Source organism: Streptomyces boluensis (genome assembly GCF_009908195.1).
Lineage (GTDB): Bacteria > Actinomycetota > Actinomycetes > Streptomycetales > Streptomycetaceae > Streptomyces > Streptomyces boluensis.
Genome location: NZ_JAAAHS010000042.1, coordinates 1 through 17806, shown reverse-complemented (window position 1 = coordinate 17806; position 17806 = coordinate 1). Strand labels below are relative to the sequence as shown.

The window sequence follows — 17806 nt, the reverse complement described above, 5'->3', positions numbered from 1 at the left end:
TTGACCGCACCCGGCAATCCGATCATCAATGTATCGGGGCGCACTGACATCCGTCATGAGGCGGCCGGATGCAGCCCCCGGCTACCCCTCCTTCTCGGCCTCCTGGCGCAATTTCGTGGCGAGTTGGGCGGGCATCGGCTCGTGCCGGGCGTACGTACGGCTGAACCGGCCGGTGCCGTGCGACAGTGCGCGCAGGTCCACCGCGTACCGGCCGATCTCCAGCTCCGGAACGTCGGCGCGTACGAGCGTGCGGCCGTCGGGGGACTGCTCGGTGCCGACGACCCGGCCGCGCCGCCCCGACAGATCGCTCATGACGGTGCCGACGAACGCGTCCCCGACCAACACCCGTACCTCCACGACGGGTTCGAGGACATGGATCGGGACGTCCGCCGCCGCCTCGCGCAGCGCCAGCGCACCGGCCGTCTGGAACGCGGCGTCCGAGGAGTCCACGGAGTGCGCCTTGCCGTCCAGGAGCGTCACGCGCACGTCGACGAGCGGGTTGCCGGCGGCGATGCCACGGGCCGCCTGGGCGCGTACGCCCTTCTCCACCGACGGGATGAACTGCCGCGGCACCGCGCCGCCGACGACCTTGTCCACGAACTCCACGCCGCTGCCGCCGGGCAGCGGCTCCACCTCGATCTCGCAGATCGCGAACTGCCCGTGCCCGCCGGACTGCTTCACATGGCGGCCGCGACCCGCGGCGCTCGCGCCGAAGGTCTCCCGCAGCGCGACCCGGTGCGGCACCACGTCGACCTGTACGCCGTACCGGTTGCGCAGCCGCTCCAGGGCGACCGAGGCGTGCGTCTCGCCCAGGCACCACAGGACGACCTGGTGGGTGTCCTGGTTCTGTTCGAGGCACATCGTCGGGTCCTCCGCGACGAGGCGGGCGAGGCCGTGCGACAGCTTGTCCTCGTCCGGTTTGCTGTGCGCCTCGATGGCCAGCGGAAGCAGCGGATCCGGCATGCTCCAGGCCTCCATGAGCAGCGGATCGTCCTTGGCCGACAAGGTGTCGCCGGTCTCGGCACGGCTCAGCTTGGCCACGCACGCCAGGTCGCCCGCGATGCACTCCGAGAGGATGCGCTGCTGTTTGCCGAAGGGCGCGGAGAGGGCGCCGACGCGTTCGTCCACGTCGTGGTCCTCGTGACCGCGGTCGGCCAGGCCGTGCCCCGAGACGTGCACCGTCTCGTCGGGGCGCAGGGTGCCGGAGAAGACCCGGACCAGCGAGATCCGGCCCACATAGGGGTCGGACGCGGTCTTCACCACCTCGGCGGCGAGCGGGCCCTGCGGGTCGCAGGTCAGGGCCGGCCGTGGCGTGCCCTCCGGGGTCGTCACGGCCGGGGTCTCCCGCTCGAGGGGCGTCGGGAATCCGCCGGTGACCAGGTCGAGCAGCTCGACCGTGCCGAGCCCCTGGCGGGCGCCGTCGGCGGCCGGTGCGGCGGCGAGCACCGGGTGGAACGTGCCGCGCGCCACGGCCCGCTCCAGGTCGTCCACGAGGGTCTTGTAGTCGATGTCCTCGCCGCCGAGATAGCGGTCCATCAGGGTCTCGTCCTCGCTCTCGGCGATGATCCCCTCGATCAGCCGGTTGCGGGACTCCTCGATGCCCGGGGCCTGTTCGGTGCTCGGATCGTTCTCCTCGCGCGTACCGGAGGCGTAGTCGAAGATCCGTCGCGAGAGGAGCCCGATCAGACCGGTCACCGGAGCGTGTCCGTCCGCGCCCGGTTCGCCGTACTGCGGCAGATACAGCGGAAGGACCGCGTCCGGGTCGTCGCCGCCGAAGGCCTCCGCGCAGCCGCGGGTCATCGCGTCGAAGTCGGACCTGGCCGCCTCCAGGTGCGTGAAGACGATCGCGCGCGGCATGCCCACGGCCGCGCACTCGTCCCACACCATCCGGGTCGGACCGGTGATGCCCTCCGCGCCCTCGGCCGCCGAGACGACGAAGAGGGCCGCGTCCGCTGCGCGCAGACCGGCCCTCAACTCCCCGACGAAGTCGGCGTATCCAGGGGTGTCCAGCAGATTGATCTTGATGCCGTTCCACTCGACCGGCACCAGCGAGAGCTGGATCGAGCGTTGCTGGCGGTGCTCGATCTCGTCGTAGTCGGAGACGGTGCCGCCGTCCTCCACGCGGCCCGCCCGGTTCACCACCCCCGCGGTGAGCGCGAGGGCCTCCACCAGAGTCGTCTTGCCGGAACCGCTGTGGCCGACCAGCACCACGTTGCGTACGGAACGCGGGTGGTCGGCCGTAGCCGCCCTGCCCGCGGCTCCGGGATGTGCGCCTGTCTTGTCGCCCATGCTGTGCCTCCCGATGGCTCCCGGTTTCTTGCACGGTGAGGGAGAAGGGCGCGGACACGCGTGGGACCGCGTGTGCTGGCGGCTCCGGCGACGCCCGCGGTGCTTTCGAGCTTTCCACTCACGCCACGGTGCGTCCATACGTCGTACGTGATCGTGCGCCACGGGGGACGCGCGCGCGTGCGGCGGGCCTCGCGAGGTGGAGCCGAAGGGTCCGTGGCTACGATGGGGCGGCCGGTGGCCAGCAAGGGCCGCGCGGCCCGCCACCCCCCTCGGGAAGGCTTCTAGGCCATGCTGAACAAGTACGCGCGTGCATTCTTCACGCGTGTCCTCACACCGTTCGCCGCGTTTCTGCTCCGCCGGGGAGTCAGCCCGGACGCGGTCACGCTGATCGGCACCGCCGGTGTCGTGGCGGGTGCGCTGGTCTTCTTTCCCCGGGGTGAGTTCTTCTGGGGCACGATCGTCATCACCCTCTTCGTCTTCTCAGACCTGGTCGACGGGAACATGGCCCGGCAGGCGGGCATCTCCAGCCGCTGGGGCGCCTTCCTCGACTCCACGCTCGACCGGGTCGCGGACGGCGCGATCTTCGCCGGTTTCGCGCTCTGGTACGCGGGCAGCGGCGACAACGACATGCTCTGCGCGGTGTCCATCTTCTGTCTGGCCAGCGGCCAGGTGGTGTCGTACACCAAGGCGCGCGGTGAGTCGATCGGCCTGCCCGTCGCGGTGAACGGCCTGATCGAGCGGGCCGAGCGCCTGGTGATCTCGCTGGTCGCGGCCGGCCTCGCGGGCCTGCACGCCTTCGGGGTGCCCGGCATCGACGTACTGCTGCCGATCGCGCTGTGGATCGTCGCCGTGGGCAGCGCGGTCACCCTCGCCCAGCGGGTCGTGACGGTGCGCAGGGAGGCGGCCGAGGCGGACGCGGCAGGCGGCTCTCAGGACGCCGTGGAGGGGGACCAGGAGGCCGTCACCGAGGACTCGGGGGCGGGCGGCAGCCGCGGCAGCGGTGAGGCACGGGGGAGTGAAGCCACATCATGAGCAAGGCGCAGGAGAAGGTCACGGACGCCCTCTACGGGCTCGGCTGGGCGGCGGTCAAGAAGCTGCCCGAGCCGGTCGCCGTGCGCCTCGGCCGGACCATCGCCGACACCGTGTGGAAGCGCCGCGGCAAGGGCGTCCAGCGCCTTGAGGCCAACTACGCGCGCGTGGTGCCCGACGCGAGCCCCGAGCGCCTCGCCGCGCTGTCCAAGGCCGGCATGCGTTCGTACATGCGCTACTGGATGGAGTCCTTCCGGCTGCCCGCCTGGAGCGAGGACCGCATCAGGAACGGCTTCGTGGCCAAGGACGTCCACCACCTCACCGACGCCCTGGCCTCCGACAAGGGTGTGATCATCGCCCTGCCGCACCTCGCCAACTGGGACCTCGCGGGTGCCTGGGTCACCACCAAGCTGGAGACCCCGTTCACCACCGTCCAGGAGCGGCTGAAGCCCGAGTCCCTGTACGACCGCTTCGTGGCGTACCGGCGCAGCCTCGGCATGGAGGTCCTGCCGCACACCGGAGGCTCCGCCTTCGGCACCCTCGCGCGCAGGCTCCGCGCGGGCGGGCTCGTCTGCCTGGTCGCCGACCGTGACCTGTCCGCCTCCGGTGTCGAGGTGAAGTTCTTCGGCGAGACCACACGCATTCCTGCGGGCCCCGCGATACTCGCCCAGCAGACCGGCGCCCTGCTGCTCCCCGTCACCCTCTGGTACGACGAGACGTCCGTCATGAAGGGCCGGGTGCACGCCCCCGTCGACGTACCCGAGACAGGTACGCGGGCCGAGAAGACGTCTGTCATGGCACAGGCGCTGGCCGATGCCTTCGCCACCGGGATCGCCGACCATCCGGAGGACTGGCACATGCTGCAGCGGCTGTGGCTCGACGACCTGGACCCCGCCATGGCGCCGCGCGACCCCGCGGCCGAGGGCGCCGCCACCGCCGAGGGGGCCGAGTGAAGATCGGCATCGTCTGCCCGTACTCCTGGGACGTACCGGGCGGAGTCCAGTTCCACATCCGCGACCTCGCCGAGCACCTCATCCGCTTGGGCCACGAGGTGTCCGTCCTCGCCCCCGCCGACGACGACACTCCACTTCCGCCGTACGTGGTCTCCGCGGGACGCGCGGTACCGGTGCCCTACAACGGCTCGGTGGCCCGCCTGAACTTCGGCTTCCTGTCGGCGGCACGCGTGCGGCGCTGGTTGCACGACGGCACCTTCGACGTCATCCACATCCACGAGCCGGCCTCGCCCTCGCTGGGCCTGCTCACCTGCTGGGCCGCGCAGGGGCCGATCGTCGCGACGTTCCACACGTCCAACCCGCGCTCGCGCGCGATGATCGCGGCGTACCCGATCCTGCAGCCCGCCCTGGAGAAGATCAGCGCACGGATCGCGGTGAGCGAGTACGCCCGCCGCACCCTGGTCGAGCACCTGGGCGGCGACGCGGTCGTGATCCCCAACGGCGTCGATGTCGACTTCTTCGCGAAGGCCGAGCCCAAGGCCGAATGGCAGGGCGACACCATCGGGTTCATCGGGCGGATCGACGAGCCGCGCAAGGGCCTGCCCGTCCTGATGAAGGCGCTGCCCCGGATCCTGGCGGAGCGCCCGCAGACCCGCCTGCTCGTCGCCGGTCGCGGTGACGAGGAGGAGGCCGTCGCGACGCTGCCGGCCGAGATGCGCTCCCGGGTGGAGTTCCTCGGCATGGTCAGCGACGAGGACAAGGCACGGCTGCTGCGCAGCGTCGATGTGTACGTGGCGCCCAACACCGGCGGCGAGTCCTTCGGCATCATCCTCGTCGAGGCGCTGTCCGCGGCCGCGCCCGTCCTCGCGGCCGACCTCGACGCCTTCGCCCAGGTCCTCGACCAGGGCGCGGCGGGCGAGCTGTTCGCCAACGAGGACGCCGACGCGCTGGCGGACGCGGCCCTGCGCCTGCTCGGCGACCCCGCACGCCGCGAGCAGCTCCGCGAGCGCGGCAGCGCCCACGTACGCCGCTTCGACTGGTCGACGGTGGGCGCGGACATCCTCGCGGTGTACGAGACGGTCACCGACGGCGCCGCATCGGTCGACACCGACGAACGCACGGGGCTGCGGGCACGGTTCGGCTTGGCTCGGGACTAGGGGGCGTCTCCTAGATGTGCCCTAGGGGCGGCGGGTTCCTGGCGCGCCGCTCCCACGCGCGGTTGGGCGAGACGTCCCCTAGCCCTGTACGCCGCGTCTCGCGCGTACGTCGCTGACGAGGGCGGTCACCTGGATGTCGCCCCGCGCCCCGGCCTCGCCCAGCGGGCCCGGCAGGGCGGTGTACGCGGCGGTGCGCACCGGGCGGCCACTGCCGTCGCGGGTGCCCGGCAGCGTGAGGCGCAGCCTGTCCACGGCCGCCGCGCGGTGGGCCGAAGCCGCCTTCCCGAGGGCCGCACCGCACGCCTCGCACACCGGGTGCGGCCGGAAACGCGCACCTGGTGTGGGGGCGAGACGGCTCGTCATCGGGGCCGGGCCGTGCAGCGGGTTGAGGGTGCACAAGCTGGTGCCGGTGCCGGGTATGGAGCGGCGCTCGTCCGGGGCCGTGTCGAGCGTCGCGCGTATCAGGGCGAGCCCGGTGGCGAGGTCGACCGCGCCGGTGTCGGAGTCCACGTGCTGGTCGCCGTCCCGGTCGAGCAGCAGGGTGGCCGCCTCCAGGCAGTCCCGCACCGATGCGTGCGCCTGGTCGTCGTTCCGCGGCCGCGTCCTGGTGAACTCCTCGCGCAGCATGCCGAGTTCACGTCGAGCCGTGGTGCGGAGCCACCGGGTGTCGGGCCGGGCGTCGATGCCGGGGTCGCGCCGCTCGGGCGTTCCGCCGGGTGGAGTGCGGGGCGGGGTGCGGCTGCCGCGCGGTGCCGGACGCGGAGGCGCCGGGTGCCCGGTGCCGCGCCGTGACCGGCGTACAAGCCAGACCAGCCCCGCCACGGCTGCGGGCACCCCGGCGCCCCCGGCGAGACCCGCGAGGAACATGCCGGAGAGCCCTGCCGGCCCGTCCGGATCGGTGAGCAGCGCGGGCAGCGTGTCCTCGGCAACCGGGTCCATGGGCGGCTCGTCGCCCGCGTACGGACGGCCCGGCGGGCCCGCGGGCGTGCGCCCGATGTGCTGCGCGAGCTTCAGGAGGCGGGCGTGCAGCTGCGGGTCCGCGTCCATGTCCTCCGGCCCGTACGCCACCCAGTCGTCGAGGTCGTACAGCTCTGACTCGTCGAGCTTCGCCCCGTAGTTGGTGAGTTGCAGGGAAATGTCGTCGAAGGTGCCGACGGACGCGGTGACGTAGAGGCCGTTCTTGCCGAGCGTGCGGTGCAGCCGCTCTGCGAACAGGTCGGCGTGGCCCTCCGACTCGTCCGCGTGATCGAGCGGCACGGCCACCACGTACACGGGCACGTCGAGTGTGCTCAGGCGCCGCTCCACGGACCGCAGTTGGGCGGGTGTGAGCGCGGGCGGGAGCTCGGCGTCCAGGTACACGGAGTCCTCGCGCAGCCCCGCCGCGAACCGCTCCGCGCGCAGCTCGAGGTCGCGCCCGGTGGGGTCCGGGTCGCCGGTGGAGCTGGTGTCGGAGAGCAGCCCTCGGGCGCACAGCGGCACGGTCACGGCGAGCACGACGGCCACCGCGACGGGGACGAGCAGTCGGCGCCCCGAGCCACGGCGCCGGGCCAGGGGCACGCCGATGAGCAGGGCGAGGGCCGGGACGAGGCCGGTGAGCACGCCCGTGACCGTGGACTCGGCCGCGCGCCCCTCGGGCGAGGTGTACAGCGAGTTCGGCGGACGGCCGCTGCCGCTCGCGTCGCCGTCGTTGCGGAGCCCGTCGACGAAGGCGGTGAAGAAGTCCAGGGCCGTGGCGTCGTCCGGAAGCCACTCGTCCGCTGAGTCCAGGGAGGCCTGGATCGGCAGGTCGCCGACGCCTTCCGCCTCGACGGAGACGTCCAGCCAACTGCCGCCGCCGTCGGCGTCCAGGAGGACGTAGAGCCCCTTGCGGTCGAGCTTCTCGCGTACGGCGGTGAGGAGTTCGTCGCGGTCGACGGTCGCCGCGTACGGCAGCACCAGGACGTACGTCGGCACTCCGGTGCGCTGCGCCTGCTCCAGGAACGCGGGCCACGCGGAACGGGGCATCACGCGCGGGGCCTGGTCCGTGACGTACACGGGAGAGGCACGCAACCGCTCCGCGAAGTACGCGGCGCGGGCGTCGAGCCCCGCGGGCTCCGGCGCGGCCTGCCGGACGGTGGACGCGGCGTGCGCCGTCCCGCCGCCCATGGCCGGTGCGAGCACCGCGGCCAGGGCCAGCACGAGCACGAACAGGGCACCCGTCCCACGGGCCCGGTCCGCGCCAACTCCTCGGCTCCGCACGGTAGCCACCCCCCTCGTTCCACGGCTCGCGCGTCACGGAAAACTGTAGTGACGGGGACTGACAGTCCGGTCGACGGGGGCCGGTGAGCTGCGCTTCAGGCCTTGCGGCGGCCAGAACCCGCCCCGTACCGAGGCCAGGACCCGCCCCGCACGCGCAGGCCGACGCCCGGCGGGCCGTCGTCCGCGCACGGGTAGCCTTTCGGCCCGTGACCTCCACCTTGATCTGGATCGCCGTCGGCCTCTTCGCGATCGGCCTCTACCTGAGCTGGACAGCGGGTCGGCTCGACCGGCTGCACGCGCGGATCGACGCCGCCCGCGCCGCGCTCGACGCGCAGTTGCTGCGCCGCGCCTCGGTGGCCCAGGAGTTGGCCACTTCGGGCGTGCTCGACCCGGCCGCGTCGATCGTGCTCTACGAAGCGGCGCACGCCGCGCGGCAGGCGGAGGAGGAGCAGCGCGAGGTCGCCGAGAGCGAACTCAGCCAGGCACTGCGGGCGATCTTCACCCAGCCCGGCCAGGTCGAGGCCGTACGGGAGGCCCCCGGCGGCGAAGCGGCGGCGGGCGAACTGGCCCAGGCGGTACGCCGGGTCCCCATGGCGCGCCGCTTCCACAACGACTCCGTACGCGCGGCGCGCGCGTTGCGCAGGCACCGCAACGTGCGCTGGTTCCGCCTCGCCGGGCACGCGCCGTTCCCGATGGCCTTCGAGATGGACGACGAACCGCCCGCGGCGCTCGCCGACCGGGCCGCGTCGTAACGGCAAGAGCTCCTCTCCCGGGCCCCGGCCCTCAGCCCGGAACAGGGCCGCACGGGTGCCCGTGCGTACCCCCTCGCCGTACCACCTGAACTGCGCGTTCGTGTGGAGCTGGCGGAAAATGAGCCACGGCCTACCCATTGGCCCTTGTTGTGGACTGGTTCGAGGGGTTGGCTCTGCGGAGCAAGGTTCCCCCTTCCTCCAGTGAGGTCACCCGTGTCCAGCACGCCTACCACCAGCACCCCGCAGACCCCCGCGACCGGCACCGCGCGCGTGAAGCGCGGAATGGCCGAGCAGCTCAAGGGCGGCGTGATCATGGACGTCGTCGACGCCGAGCAGGCGAAGATCGCCGAGGACGCGGGCGCCGTCGCCGTCATGGCCCTGGAGCGGGTGCCCGCCGACATCCGTAAGGACGGCGGCGTGGCCCGGATGTCGGACCCGAACATGATCGAAGAGATCATCGGGGCCGTCTCCATCCCGGTCATGGCCAAGTCCCGCATCGGCCACTTCGTCGAGGCCCAGGTGCTCCAGTCGCTCGGCGTCGACTACATCGACGAGTCCGAGGTCCTCACCCCGGCCGACGAGGTCAACCACAGCGACAAGTTCGCGTTCACCACGCCCTTCGTCTGTGGCGCCACCAACCTGGGCGAGGCCCTGCGCCGCATCGCCGAGGGCGCGGCCATGATCCGCTCCAAGGGCGAGGCCGGCACCGGCAACGTCGTCGAGGCCGTCCGCCACATGCGCCAGATCAAGAACGAGATCGCCCGCCTGCGCGGCTACGACCACAACGAGCTGTACGCCGCCGCCAAGGACCTGCGCGCCCCGTACGAGCTGGTCAAGGAGGTCGCCGAGCTCGGCAAGCTGCCGGTCGTGCTGTTCTCCGCCGGTGGCGTCGCCACCCCGGCCGACGCCGCCCTGATGCGTCAGCTCGGCGCCGAGGGTGTCTTCGTCGGCTCCGGAATCTTCAAGTCCGGCGACCCGGCCAAGCGTGCCGCGGCCATCGTCAAGGCCACCACGTTCTACGACGACCCGAAGATCATCGCCGACGCGTCCCGCAACCTCGGCGAGGCCATGGTCGGCATCAACTGCGACACCCTGCCCGAGGCCGAGCGCTACGCGAACCGTGGCTGGTAACCACCCATGAACAGTCCTGTGATCGGCGTCCTGGCTCTCCAGGGCGACGTCCGGGAGCACCTCATCGCCCTGGCCGCGGCTGACGCCGTGGCCAGGCCGGTGCGGCGCCCCGAAGAACTCGCCGAGGTCGACGGCCTCGTCATCCCCGGCGGCGAGTCCACCACGATCTCCAAACTGGCCGACCTCTTCGGCCTCGCGGAGCCGCTGCGCGAGCGGATCAAGGGCGGCATGCCCGTCTACGGCAGCTGCGCCGGCCTGATCATGCTCGCCGACAAGATCCTCGACCCGCGCTCGGGCCAGGAGACCTTCGGCGGCATCGACATGATCGTCCGCCGTAACGCCTTCGGACGGCAGAACGAGTCGTTCGAGGCCACCGTGGAGGTGGCCGGAATCGGCGGCGTGGAGGGCGTTTTCATCCGCGCCCCCTGGGTCGAGTCCGTCGGCGCCGCGACCGAGGTGCTCGCCGAGCACGAGGGTCACATCGTCGCCGTACGCCAGGGCAGCGCCCTCGCCACGTCGTTCCACCCCGAGCTGACGGGCGACCACAGGGTGCACGCATTGTTCGTGGAGATGGTCCGGGAGAAGCACGGGGCTCGGTCCCGGTAGGATCTCTGTCGTTCGTACAGAGATTGGTTACGCGAAGGAGACAGGCAGATGTCCGGCCACTCTAAATGGGCCACGACGAAGCACAAGAAAGCCGTGATCGATGCCAAGCGCGGCAAGCTCTTCGCGAAGCTGATCAAGAACATCGAGGTCGCTGCGCGTATGGGCGGAGTCGACATCGAAGGCAACCCGACGCTTTACGACGCCATCCAGAAGGCGAAGAAGCAGTCGGTCCCGAACAAGAACATCGACTCCGCGGTCAAGCGGGGCGGCGGCCTCGAGGCCGGCGGCGCCGAGTACGAGACGATCATGTACGAGGGCTACGGCCCCAACGGCGTGGCCGTCTACATCGAGTGCCTCACCGACAACCGCAACCGCGCGGCCTCCGACGTACGCGTCGCGATGACCCGCAACGGCGGCTCGATGGGTGACCCGGGCTCGGTCGCGTACCTCTTCAACCGCAAGGGCGTCGTGATCGTCAACAAGGGCGAGCTCGACGAGGACGACGTCCTCGGCGCCGTCCTGGACGCGGGTGCCGAGGAAGTCAACGACCTCGGTGAGAAGTTCGAGGTCGTCAGCGAGGCCACCGACCTGGTCGCGGTCCGCACCGCCCTGGTCGACGCGGGCATCGACTACGACTCGGCCGACGCCAGCTTCCTGCCGACCATGCAGATCGAGCTGGACGAGGACGGCGCGAGGAAGATGTTCAAGCTCATCGACGCGCTCGAGGACAGCGACGATGTGCAGAACGTCTTCGCGAACTTCGACGTCTCCGACGAGGTCATGGAGAAGGTCGACGCCTGAGACGGCGAACTCCGCTTCACTGCAAGGGCCGACGGGACACACCCCGTCGGCCCTTCGCCTTGTCGCCGGTTGTCAGTGCCGCCCGATAGCCTGCACAAACAGATGAGCGAAGGAGGGGCGGCGTGCGTGTGCTCGGTGTGGACCCAGGGCTGACCCGCTGCGGCGTCGGCGTGGTCGAGGGCGTCGCGGGCCGCCCCCTGACGATGCGCGGTGTCGGGGTCGTACGGACGCCCGCGGACGCCGAGTTGGGCCACCGCCTCGTCGCGATCGAGCAGGGCATCGAGCAGTGGCTCGACGAGCACCGGCCCGAAGTCGTCGCGGTGGAGCGCGTGTTCAGCCAGCACAACGTCAGTACGGTCATGGGCACCGCCCAGGCCAGCGCCGTCGCCATGCTCTGTGCCTCGCGGCGCGGCATCCCCGTGGCGCTGCACACCCCCAGCGAGGTCAAGGCCGCCGTCACCGGCAGCGGCCGTGCCGACAAGGCCCAGGTCGGCGCCATGGTCACCCGGCTCCTGCGGCTCGCCGCGCCACCCAAGCCGGCCGACGCCGCGGACGCCCTGGCACTCGCCATCTGTCACATCTGGCGCGCCCCCGCGCAGAACCGACTCCAGCAGGCAGTTCAGCAACAGGCAGCCCTGCACGCATCGAAAGGCCGCACGCCATGATCGCCTTCGTCAGCGGACCCGTGGCCGCCCTCGCCCCCGACACCGCGGTGGTCGAGGTCGGCGGCATCGGCATGGCCGTCCAGTGCACCCCCACCACCCTGTCGGGCCTGCGCGTGGGTCAACAGGCCAAGCTGGCCACGTCGTTGGTGGTCCGCGAGGACTCCCTCACGCTGTACGGCTTCGCGGACGACGACGAGCGCCAGACCTTCGAGCTGCTCCAGACCGCCAGCGGTGTCGGCCCGCGCCTCGCTCAGGCCATGCTGGCGGTGCACTCGCCGGACGCGCTGCGCGTGGCCGTCGCCACCGGTGACGAGAAGACGCTCACCGCGGTCCCCGGCATCGGCAAGAAGGGCGCCCAGAAGCTGCTGCTCGAACTGAAGGACCGCCTCGGCGAGCCCCTCGGCACCGGCGGCCCCGCCATCGGTCGGGCCGTCACCGCAGGCTGGCGCGAGCAACTGCACGCGGCGCTGATCGGCCTCGGGTACGCCACGCGCGAGGCTGACGAAGCGGTCGCGGCGGTGGCCCCGCAGGCCGAGGCCGCCGAGGGGACGCCGCAGGTCGGCCAGCTCCTGAAGGCCGCCCTCCAGACCCTCAACCGCACCCGCTGACCCCCATGCCGAGCACTCACGGGCCACGTACGAAGATCACCCACCGGCCACGCACGAAGAGCACGTACCGGCCGCCCGCCAAGACCACTCGCTGACCCCGCACCACGAGCACCAGGGGAACCACCGGCCAGGCACAGCCCACCGCCGGCGGCCCCCGTACCCGTACGACACCGACCCGACGACGACCACCCCGCCGTCACCCGCGATCACCCGCCGATCACCCACCGACAACCCCCGAGGCCTCCACCGTGAACTGGGACTCCACACCGACCGACACCGCCGCCGACGACGGCCGCCTCGTCGGAGCCGCCGCGGACGGCGAGGACCAGGCCGTCGAGGCGGCCCTGCGCCCCAAGTCCCTGGCCGAGTTCGTCGGCCAGGAGCGGGTGCGCGAGCAGCTCGACCTCGTCCTCAAGGCGGCCAGGCAGCGCGGCGCCACCGCCGACCACGTACTGCTCTCCGGCGCCCCCGGCCTCGGCAAGACCACCCTCTCCATGATCATCGCGGCGGAGATGGAAGCCCCTATCCGGATCACCAGCGGCCCCGCCATCCAGCACGCCGGTGACCTGGCGGCGATCCTCTCCTCCCTCCAGGAGGGCGAGGTCCTCTTCCTCGACGAGATCCACCGCATGTCCCGGCCCGCCGAGGAGATGCTGTACATGGCGATGGAGGACTTCCGGGTCGACGTGATCGTCGGCAAGGGCCCCGGTGCCACCGCCATCCCCCTGGAGCTCCCGCCCTTCACCCTGGTCGGCGCCACCACGCGCGCGGGACTCCTGCCCCCACCGCTGCGCGACCGCTTCGGCTTCACCGCGCACATGGAGTTCTACGCCCCCGGCGAGCTGGAGCGTGTCATCCACCGCTCCGCCGAGCTCCTCGACGTGACCATCGATGCGTCCGGCGCCGCCGAGATCGCCGGCCGTTCCCGCGGCACGCCCCGTATCGCCAACCGTCTGCTGCGCCGCGTCCGGGACTACGCCCAGGTGAAGGCCGACGGCGACGTCAACCAGGACATCGCCGCAGCCGCCCTCAAGGTGTACGAAGTCGACGGCCGCGGCCTGGACCGGCTCGACCGAGCGGTCCTCGAAGCCCTGCTCAAGCTGTTCGGCGGCGGCCCCGTCGGCCTCTCCACCCTGTCGGTCGCGGTGGGCGAGGAGCGGGAGACGGTCGAGGAGGTCGCCGAGCCCTTCCTCGTACGGGAAGGGCTCCTCGCCCGTACACCACGGGGGCGCGTCGCCACTCCCGCGGCCTGGGCGCACCTCGGTCTGACACCACCGAGCGGCGGGGGACCGGGAGGAACGGGGCAAGGTGACCTGTTCGGCACCTGACGGCGATGATCGTCGCCGGGCCAGGAACCCCGGTGCCATGCTGAGCGTTGTTCCTTAGGCGCGGGCTCGCTTAGACTCCGCCGATGCCGCCCTCCCAGGCGGCGTGCCCACCCCCAATAATGAGGCCGCTCCACGCGCGGTCGTGCGAAGGAATTCCGTCCCGTGCCAAATCTCGTGACTCTCCTCCCGTTCATCGTGCTCATCGGGGCCATGTTCCTGATGACGCGTTCCGCCAAGAAGAAGCAGCAGGCGGCCGCGACCATGCGCAATGAGATGCAGCCCGGCACCGGTGTCCGCACGATCGGTGGCATGTACGCCGTCGTGAAGGAAGTCGGCGAAGACACGGCCACCCTGGAGGTGGCCCCCGGCGTGCACGCGATCTACGCGAAGAACGCCATCGGAGCCGTCCTCGACGACGAGGAGTACAACCGCCTCGTCCACGGTGTCGACCAGGACCTGAAGTCGGACACCCCGGTCGTTCCGGACGACGCCTCCTCGCTGACCGAGGACGACGAGCGCGCCGACGCCGACGAGGCGCCCGTGGACCTCGGCAAGAAGGACGCCGACACCGACGCCGACGCTGAGCCGGCCGACGACGCAGCGCCGAAGAAGACCGACGGCGAGACCGACACGAAGTAGTCACGACCGAGGACCGCGGAGCGCCCCGAGCGTCCCGCGGTCCTTCGGCCGTGGTGGCTTCGTCCGGTTTCACCCCCCACCACTTCATGGCCGCCCACGGCGCGTGTGCTCGGTTCCGGGCGGTTGGACAGGGAGAAACGACAAGGTGGCAGCACCGAAGAAGGGCCGGAGGCAGAGCGGCCAGGGCAGGCCGGGCGTGGCCCTGGCGCTGATCCTGATCGCCATGGTGGCGCTGACCGGAGGAATGTTCGCCTCCGGTCACACCACTCCGCGCCTGGGCATCGACCTCGCCGGCGGTACGAGCATCACGCTCGAAGCCAAGAACGAGCCCGGCAAGCCGAACGCGATCAACAAGACCAACATGGACACCGCGGTCGGCATCATCGAGCGCCGGGTCAACGGTCTGGGTGTCTCCGAGGCGGAGGTCCAGACCCAGGGCGATCGCAACATCATCGTCAACATCCCCAAGGGAACGAACGAGAAGCAGGCCCGCGAGCAGGTCGGCACGACCGCTCAGCTCTACTTCCGTCCGGTCCTCACGATGGCGCCCGGCCAGCCCACGCCCGACCCCTCGGCCACCGACAAGGAAAAGCCGAAGGCCGGTGACGGAGCGGACAAGGGAACGCCCTCGGGCAGCCCGACCCCGCAGGGCCGTGCCGTCACCGACGCCCTGAAGGACGCCACCCCGACGCCCTCGGCGAGTGGCAAGGGCGACACAGGCGACAAGGGCAAGGGCGACAAGCCCGGCGCCACCGAGCCGCCCGCGCCGGACCCGGCCACCAAGAAGCTTCAGGCACAGTTCACCGCACTGGACTGCACCAAGAAGGACCAGCGGGTCGAGACCGCGCAGGACGTCAAGTCCACTGATCCCATCGCGGCTTGCGGCAAGAACGCGGTCGGCCAGTGGGAGAAGTACATCCTCGGCCCGGCGGAGGTCGACGGCAAGGACGTCGACAACGCCCAGGCGGTCATCAACGACCGCGGCCAGTGGATCGTCAACATGAAGTTCAACGGCAAGGGCGCCGACAAGTTCTCGAAGATCACCACCCAGCTGAAGACGCAGCAGTCGCCGCAGAACCAGTTCGGCATCGTCCTCGACGGTGAGGTCGTCTCCGCGCCCAGCGTCAGCGAGACGCTCAGCAAGAGCGCCGAGATCTCCGGCAGCTTCACCCAGGAGTCGGCCCAGGAACTGGCCAACATCCTGTCGTACGGTGCGCTGCCGCTGACCTTCACGGAGCAGAGCGTCACCTCGGTGACCGCCGCGCTCGGCGGTGAGCAGCTGCACGCCGGTCTGATCGCCGGCGCCATCGGCCTCGCCCTGGTCGTCGTCTACCTGGTGGTCTACTACCGCGGCCTGTCGATGATCGCCCTGCTGAGCCTGCTCGCCTCCGGCATCCTCACGTACACGCTGATGGCGCTGCTCGGCCCGGCCATCGGGTTCGCCCTGAACCTGCCAGCGGTCTGCGGTGCGATCGTGGCCATCGGTATCACCGCCGACTCGTTCATCGTCTACTTCGAGCGGGTCCGTGACGAGGTCCGCGAGGGCCGCAGCCTGCGCCCCGCGGTGGAGCGCGCCTGGCCGCGTGCCCGACGCACCATCCTGGTCTCCGACTTCGTGTCGTTCCTCGCCGCCGCGGTGCTGTTCATCGTGACCGTCGGCAAGGTGCAGGGCTTCGCGTTCACGCTCGGCCTGACCACGCTCCTCGACGTCGTCGTGGTGTTCCTCTTCACCAAGCCGCTGATGACGCTCCTGGCGCGCCGCAAGTTCTTCGGGGGCGGCCACAAGTGGTCCGGTCTCGACCCGAAGCGCCTCGGCGCCAAACCCCCGCTGCGCCGCGCGCGTGCCCGCCGCACCACCGCCACCGTCGACCCGAAGGAGGCGTGAGATGTCGAAGCTCGGCAACCTCGGCGCCCGTCTCTACCGCGGCGAAGTCGGGTACGACTTCATCGGCAAGCGGAAGGTCTGGTACGGCGTCTCGATCCTCATCACCATCACGGCCGTCGTGGCCCTGGCGGTGCAGGGCCTGAACCTGGGCATCGAGTTCAAGGGCGGCGCCGTCTTCACGACGCCCAAGACCGAGATCTCGGTTGCGCAGGCCCAGGAGTCGGCGGAGGAGGCCTCCGGCCACCAGGCCATCGTCCAGCAGTTGGGCAACGGCGGCGTCCGCATCCAGGTCAGCGGCGTCGACACCGCGAAGTCCGACCAGATCAAGGAAGAGCTCGCCAAGGACCTGAGCGTCCGGGCGGACCGCATCAACGCCGAGCTGGTCGGCCCCAGTTGGGGCGCGCAGATCGCCGGCAAGGCCTGGACCGGCCTCGGCGTGTTCATGGTCCTGTGTGTGATCTACCTGGCCATCGCCTTCGAGTGGCGGATGGCCATCGCGGCCCTGATCGCGCTGATCCACGACATCACCATCACGGTCGGTGTGTACGCCCTGGTGGGCTTCGAGGTCACGCCCGGCACGGTGATCGGTCTGCTCACCATCCTCGGCTACTCGCTGTACGACACGGTCGTGGTCTTCGACTCCCTGAAGGAACAGTCGAAGGGAATCACCAAGCAGACGAAGAACACGTACAGCGAGGTCGCCAACCTCTCCATCAACAGCACCCTGGTGCGCTCCATCAACACCACGGTGGTGGCGCTCCTGCCGGTCGCGGGCCTGCTGTTCATCGGTGGCGGCGTCCTCGGCGCCGGCATGCTGAACGACATCTCGCTGTCGCTGTTCGTCGGCCTCGCCGCCGGTGCGTACTCCTCGATCTTCATCGCCACGCCGCTCGTCGCCGACCTCAAGGAGCGCGAGCCGCAGATGAAGGCGCTCAAGAAGCGGGTGCTCGCCAAGCGCGCGGCGGCCGCCGCCAAGAGCGAGTCGGCGGAACCCGCCGACCCGGAGGGCGACCTGGAGGACCTCGACCCGGAGGACGCGGCCCCGGCCGGTGCGGGCTCGGGCGTCGTGGGCCAGCGCCGTACGCAGCCGCCGTCCCGTAGCCGGGGTCGTGGCCGACCGTCGGGGAAGCGCCGATGACCGACGTCAAGGAGCTGCTGCTCAGCCGCATCCGGGACGTACCGGACTATCCGCAGCCCGGGGTGATGTTCAAGGACATCACCCCGCTGCTCGCCGACCCGACGGCGTTCTCCGCACTCACGGACGCGCTCGCGGACCTCTGCGTGCGGTACGGAGCGACGAAGATCGTCGGCCTGGAGGCGCGCGGATTCATCCTCGCGGCCCCGGTCGCGGTCCGCGCGGGCGTGGGCTTCATCCCCGTACGCAAGGCGGGCAAGCTCCCCGGAGCGACCCTCGCGCAGTCGTACGAGCTGGAGTACGGCCAGGCGGAGATCGAGGTGCACGCCGAGGACCTGGCCGTGGGCGACCGCGTCATGGTCATCGACGACGTCCTCGCGACCGGCGGCACCGCCGAGGCGTCCCTGCAGCTCATCCGGCGCGCGGGCGCCGAGGTGGCGGGGCTCGCGGTGCTGATGGAGCTCGGCTTCCTCGGTGGCCGTCCCCGTCTGGAGCCGGCGCTCGAGGGCACCCCGCTGGAGGCGCTGCTCACCGTCTGACCCGGTGGAACCAAGCGGAGGCGGGCACCCGGCACGAGCCGGGTGCCCGCC

At 71.2% G+C, this 17806-nt stretch carries 16 protein-coding genes; 14 read left to right on the top strand and 2 right to left on the bottom strand.

Going from position 1 to position 17806, the window contains the following annotated elements; genetic code table 11:
• Window positions 1–81: 81 nt before the first annotated feature.
• The gene (locus tag GUY60_RS08640) at window positions 82–2289 is read right to left on the bottom strand and encodes an elongation factor G-like protein EF-G2 (RefSeq protein WP_161695547.1); all 2208 of its coding nucleotides are present in this window, start codon (window positions 2287–2289) and stop codon (window positions 82–84) included.
• A gap of 288 nt (window positions 2290–2577) precedes the next feature.
• Between GUY60_RS08640 and pgsA the strand changes: the two genes are divergently transcribed.
• The 3 genes from pgsA to GUY60_RS08625 are packed head-to-tail and all read left to right on the top strand — an operon-like array spanning window position 2578 to window position 5428.
• Window positions 2578–3321, top strand: coding sequence for a phosphatidylinositol phosphate synthase (gene pgsA / locus GUY60_RS08635; protein ID WP_161695545.1), 744 nt, complete (start codon window positions 2578–2580; stop codon window positions 3319–3321).
• Entirely contained in the window at window positions 3318–4271 is a 954-nt protein-coding gene (locus GUY60_RS08630) for a phosphatidylinositol mannoside acyltransferase (protein WP_161695543.1), read from the top strand. The genes pgsA and GUY60_RS08630 overlap by 4 nt, the downstream gene beginning before the upstream one ends.
• Window positions 4268–5428: a glycosyltransferase family 4 protein gene (locus GUY60_RS08625; RefSeq protein ID WP_161695541.1), complete on the top strand. Its 1161-nt coding sequence runs from the start codon at window positions 4268–4270 to the stop codon at window positions 5426–5428. The genes GUY60_RS08630 and GUY60_RS08625 overlap by 4 nt, the downstream gene beginning before the upstream one ends.
• Before the next feature lie 78 nt (window positions 5429–5506).
• Here the strand turns inward: GUY60_RS08625 and GUY60_RS08620 are convergent, their stop codons facing one another.
• Window positions 5507–7612 carry a hypothetical protein gene (locus GUY60_RS08620; RefSeq protein WP_161695539.1) on the bottom strand — a complete coding sequence of 702 codons (2106 nt, stop codon included), beginning with the start codon at window positions 7610–7612 and terminating at the stop codon, window positions 5507–5509.
• Between the two features lie 260 nt (window positions 7613–7872).
• Between GUY60_RS08620 and GUY60_RS08615 the strand changes: the two genes are divergently transcribed.
• From GUY60_RS08615 to GUY60_RS08565, 11 genes are all read left to right on the top strand, one after another.
• The gene (locus GUY60_RS08615) at window positions 7873–8418 is read left to right on the top strand and encodes a LemA family protein (protein WP_161695537.1); all 546 of its coding nucleotides are present in this window, start codon (window positions 7873–7875) and stop codon (window positions 8416–8418) included.
• Window positions 8419–8631: 213 nt separating this feature from the next.
• Complete coding sequence (pdxS, locus tag GUY60_RS08610) at window positions 8632–9549, top strand: pyridoxal 5'-phosphate synthase lyase subunit PdxS (protein ID WP_161695535.1); 918 nt, start codon at window positions 8632–8634, stop codon at window positions 9547–9549.
• Between the two features lie 6 nt (window positions 9550–9555).
• A complete protein-coding gene (gene pdxT, locus GUY60_RS08605) occupies window positions 9556–10155 on the top strand; it encodes a pyridoxal 5'-phosphate synthase glutaminase subunit PdxT (RefSeq protein WP_161695533.1) in 600 nt (199 codons plus the stop codon).
• 48 nt (window positions 10156–10203) lie between these two features.
• A complete protein-coding gene (locus tag GUY60_RS08600; RefSeq protein ID WP_161695531.1) occupies window positions 10204–10956 on the top strand; it encodes a YebC/PmpR family DNA-binding transcriptional regulator in 753 nt (250 codons plus the stop codon).
• Window positions 10957–11078: 122 nt separating this feature from the next.
• Window positions 11079–11621: a crossover junction endodeoxyribonuclease RuvC gene (gene ruvC, locus GUY60_RS08595; protein ID WP_161695529.1), complete on the top strand. Its 543-nt coding sequence runs from the start codon at window positions 11079–11081 to the stop codon at window positions 11619–11621.
• Entirely contained in the window at window positions 11618–12229 is a 612-nt protein-coding gene (gene ruvA / locus GUY60_RS08590) for a Holliday junction branch migration protein RuvA (protein WP_161695527.1), read from the top strand. The genes ruvC and ruvA overlap by 4 nt, the downstream gene beginning before the upstream one ends.
• Before the next feature lie 248 nt (window positions 12230–12477).
• Window positions 12478–13557 carry a Holliday junction branch migration DNA helicase RuvB gene (gene ruvB / locus GUY60_RS08585; protein WP_161695525.1) on the top strand — a complete coding sequence of 360 codons (1080 nt, stop codon included), beginning with the start codon at window positions 12478–12480 and terminating at the stop codon, window positions 13555–13557.
• Window positions 13558–13719: 162 nt separating this feature from the next.
• Window positions 13720–14196 (top strand): preprotein translocase subunit YajC, encoded by a 477-nt coding sequence (gene yajC, locus GUY60_RS08580; protein ID WP_312866229.1) that lies wholly within the window; start codon window positions 13720–13722, stop codon window positions 14194–14196.
• 145 nt (window positions 14197–14341) lie between these two features.
• The gene (gene secD, locus GUY60_RS08575) at window positions 14342–16081 is read left to right on the top strand and encodes a protein translocase subunit SecD (RefSeq protein ID WP_161695523.1); all 1740 of its coding nucleotides are present in this window, start codon (window positions 14342–14344) and stop codon (window positions 16079–16081) included.
• A gap of 1 nt (window position 16082) precedes the next feature.
• Window positions 16083–17219: a protein translocase subunit SecF gene (gene secF / locus GUY60_RS08570; protein ID WP_161695521.1), complete on the top strand. Its 1137-nt coding sequence runs from the start codon at window positions 16083–16085 to the stop codon at window positions 17217–17219.
• Window positions 17216–17755 (top strand): adenine phosphoribosyltransferase, encoded by a 540-nt coding sequence (locus GUY60_RS08565; RefSeq protein WP_161695519.1) that lies wholly within the window; start codon window positions 17216–17218, stop codon window positions 17753–17755. The genes secF and GUY60_RS08565 overlap by 4 nt, the downstream gene beginning before the upstream one ends.
• Window positions 17756–17806 lie beyond the last annotated feature (51 nt).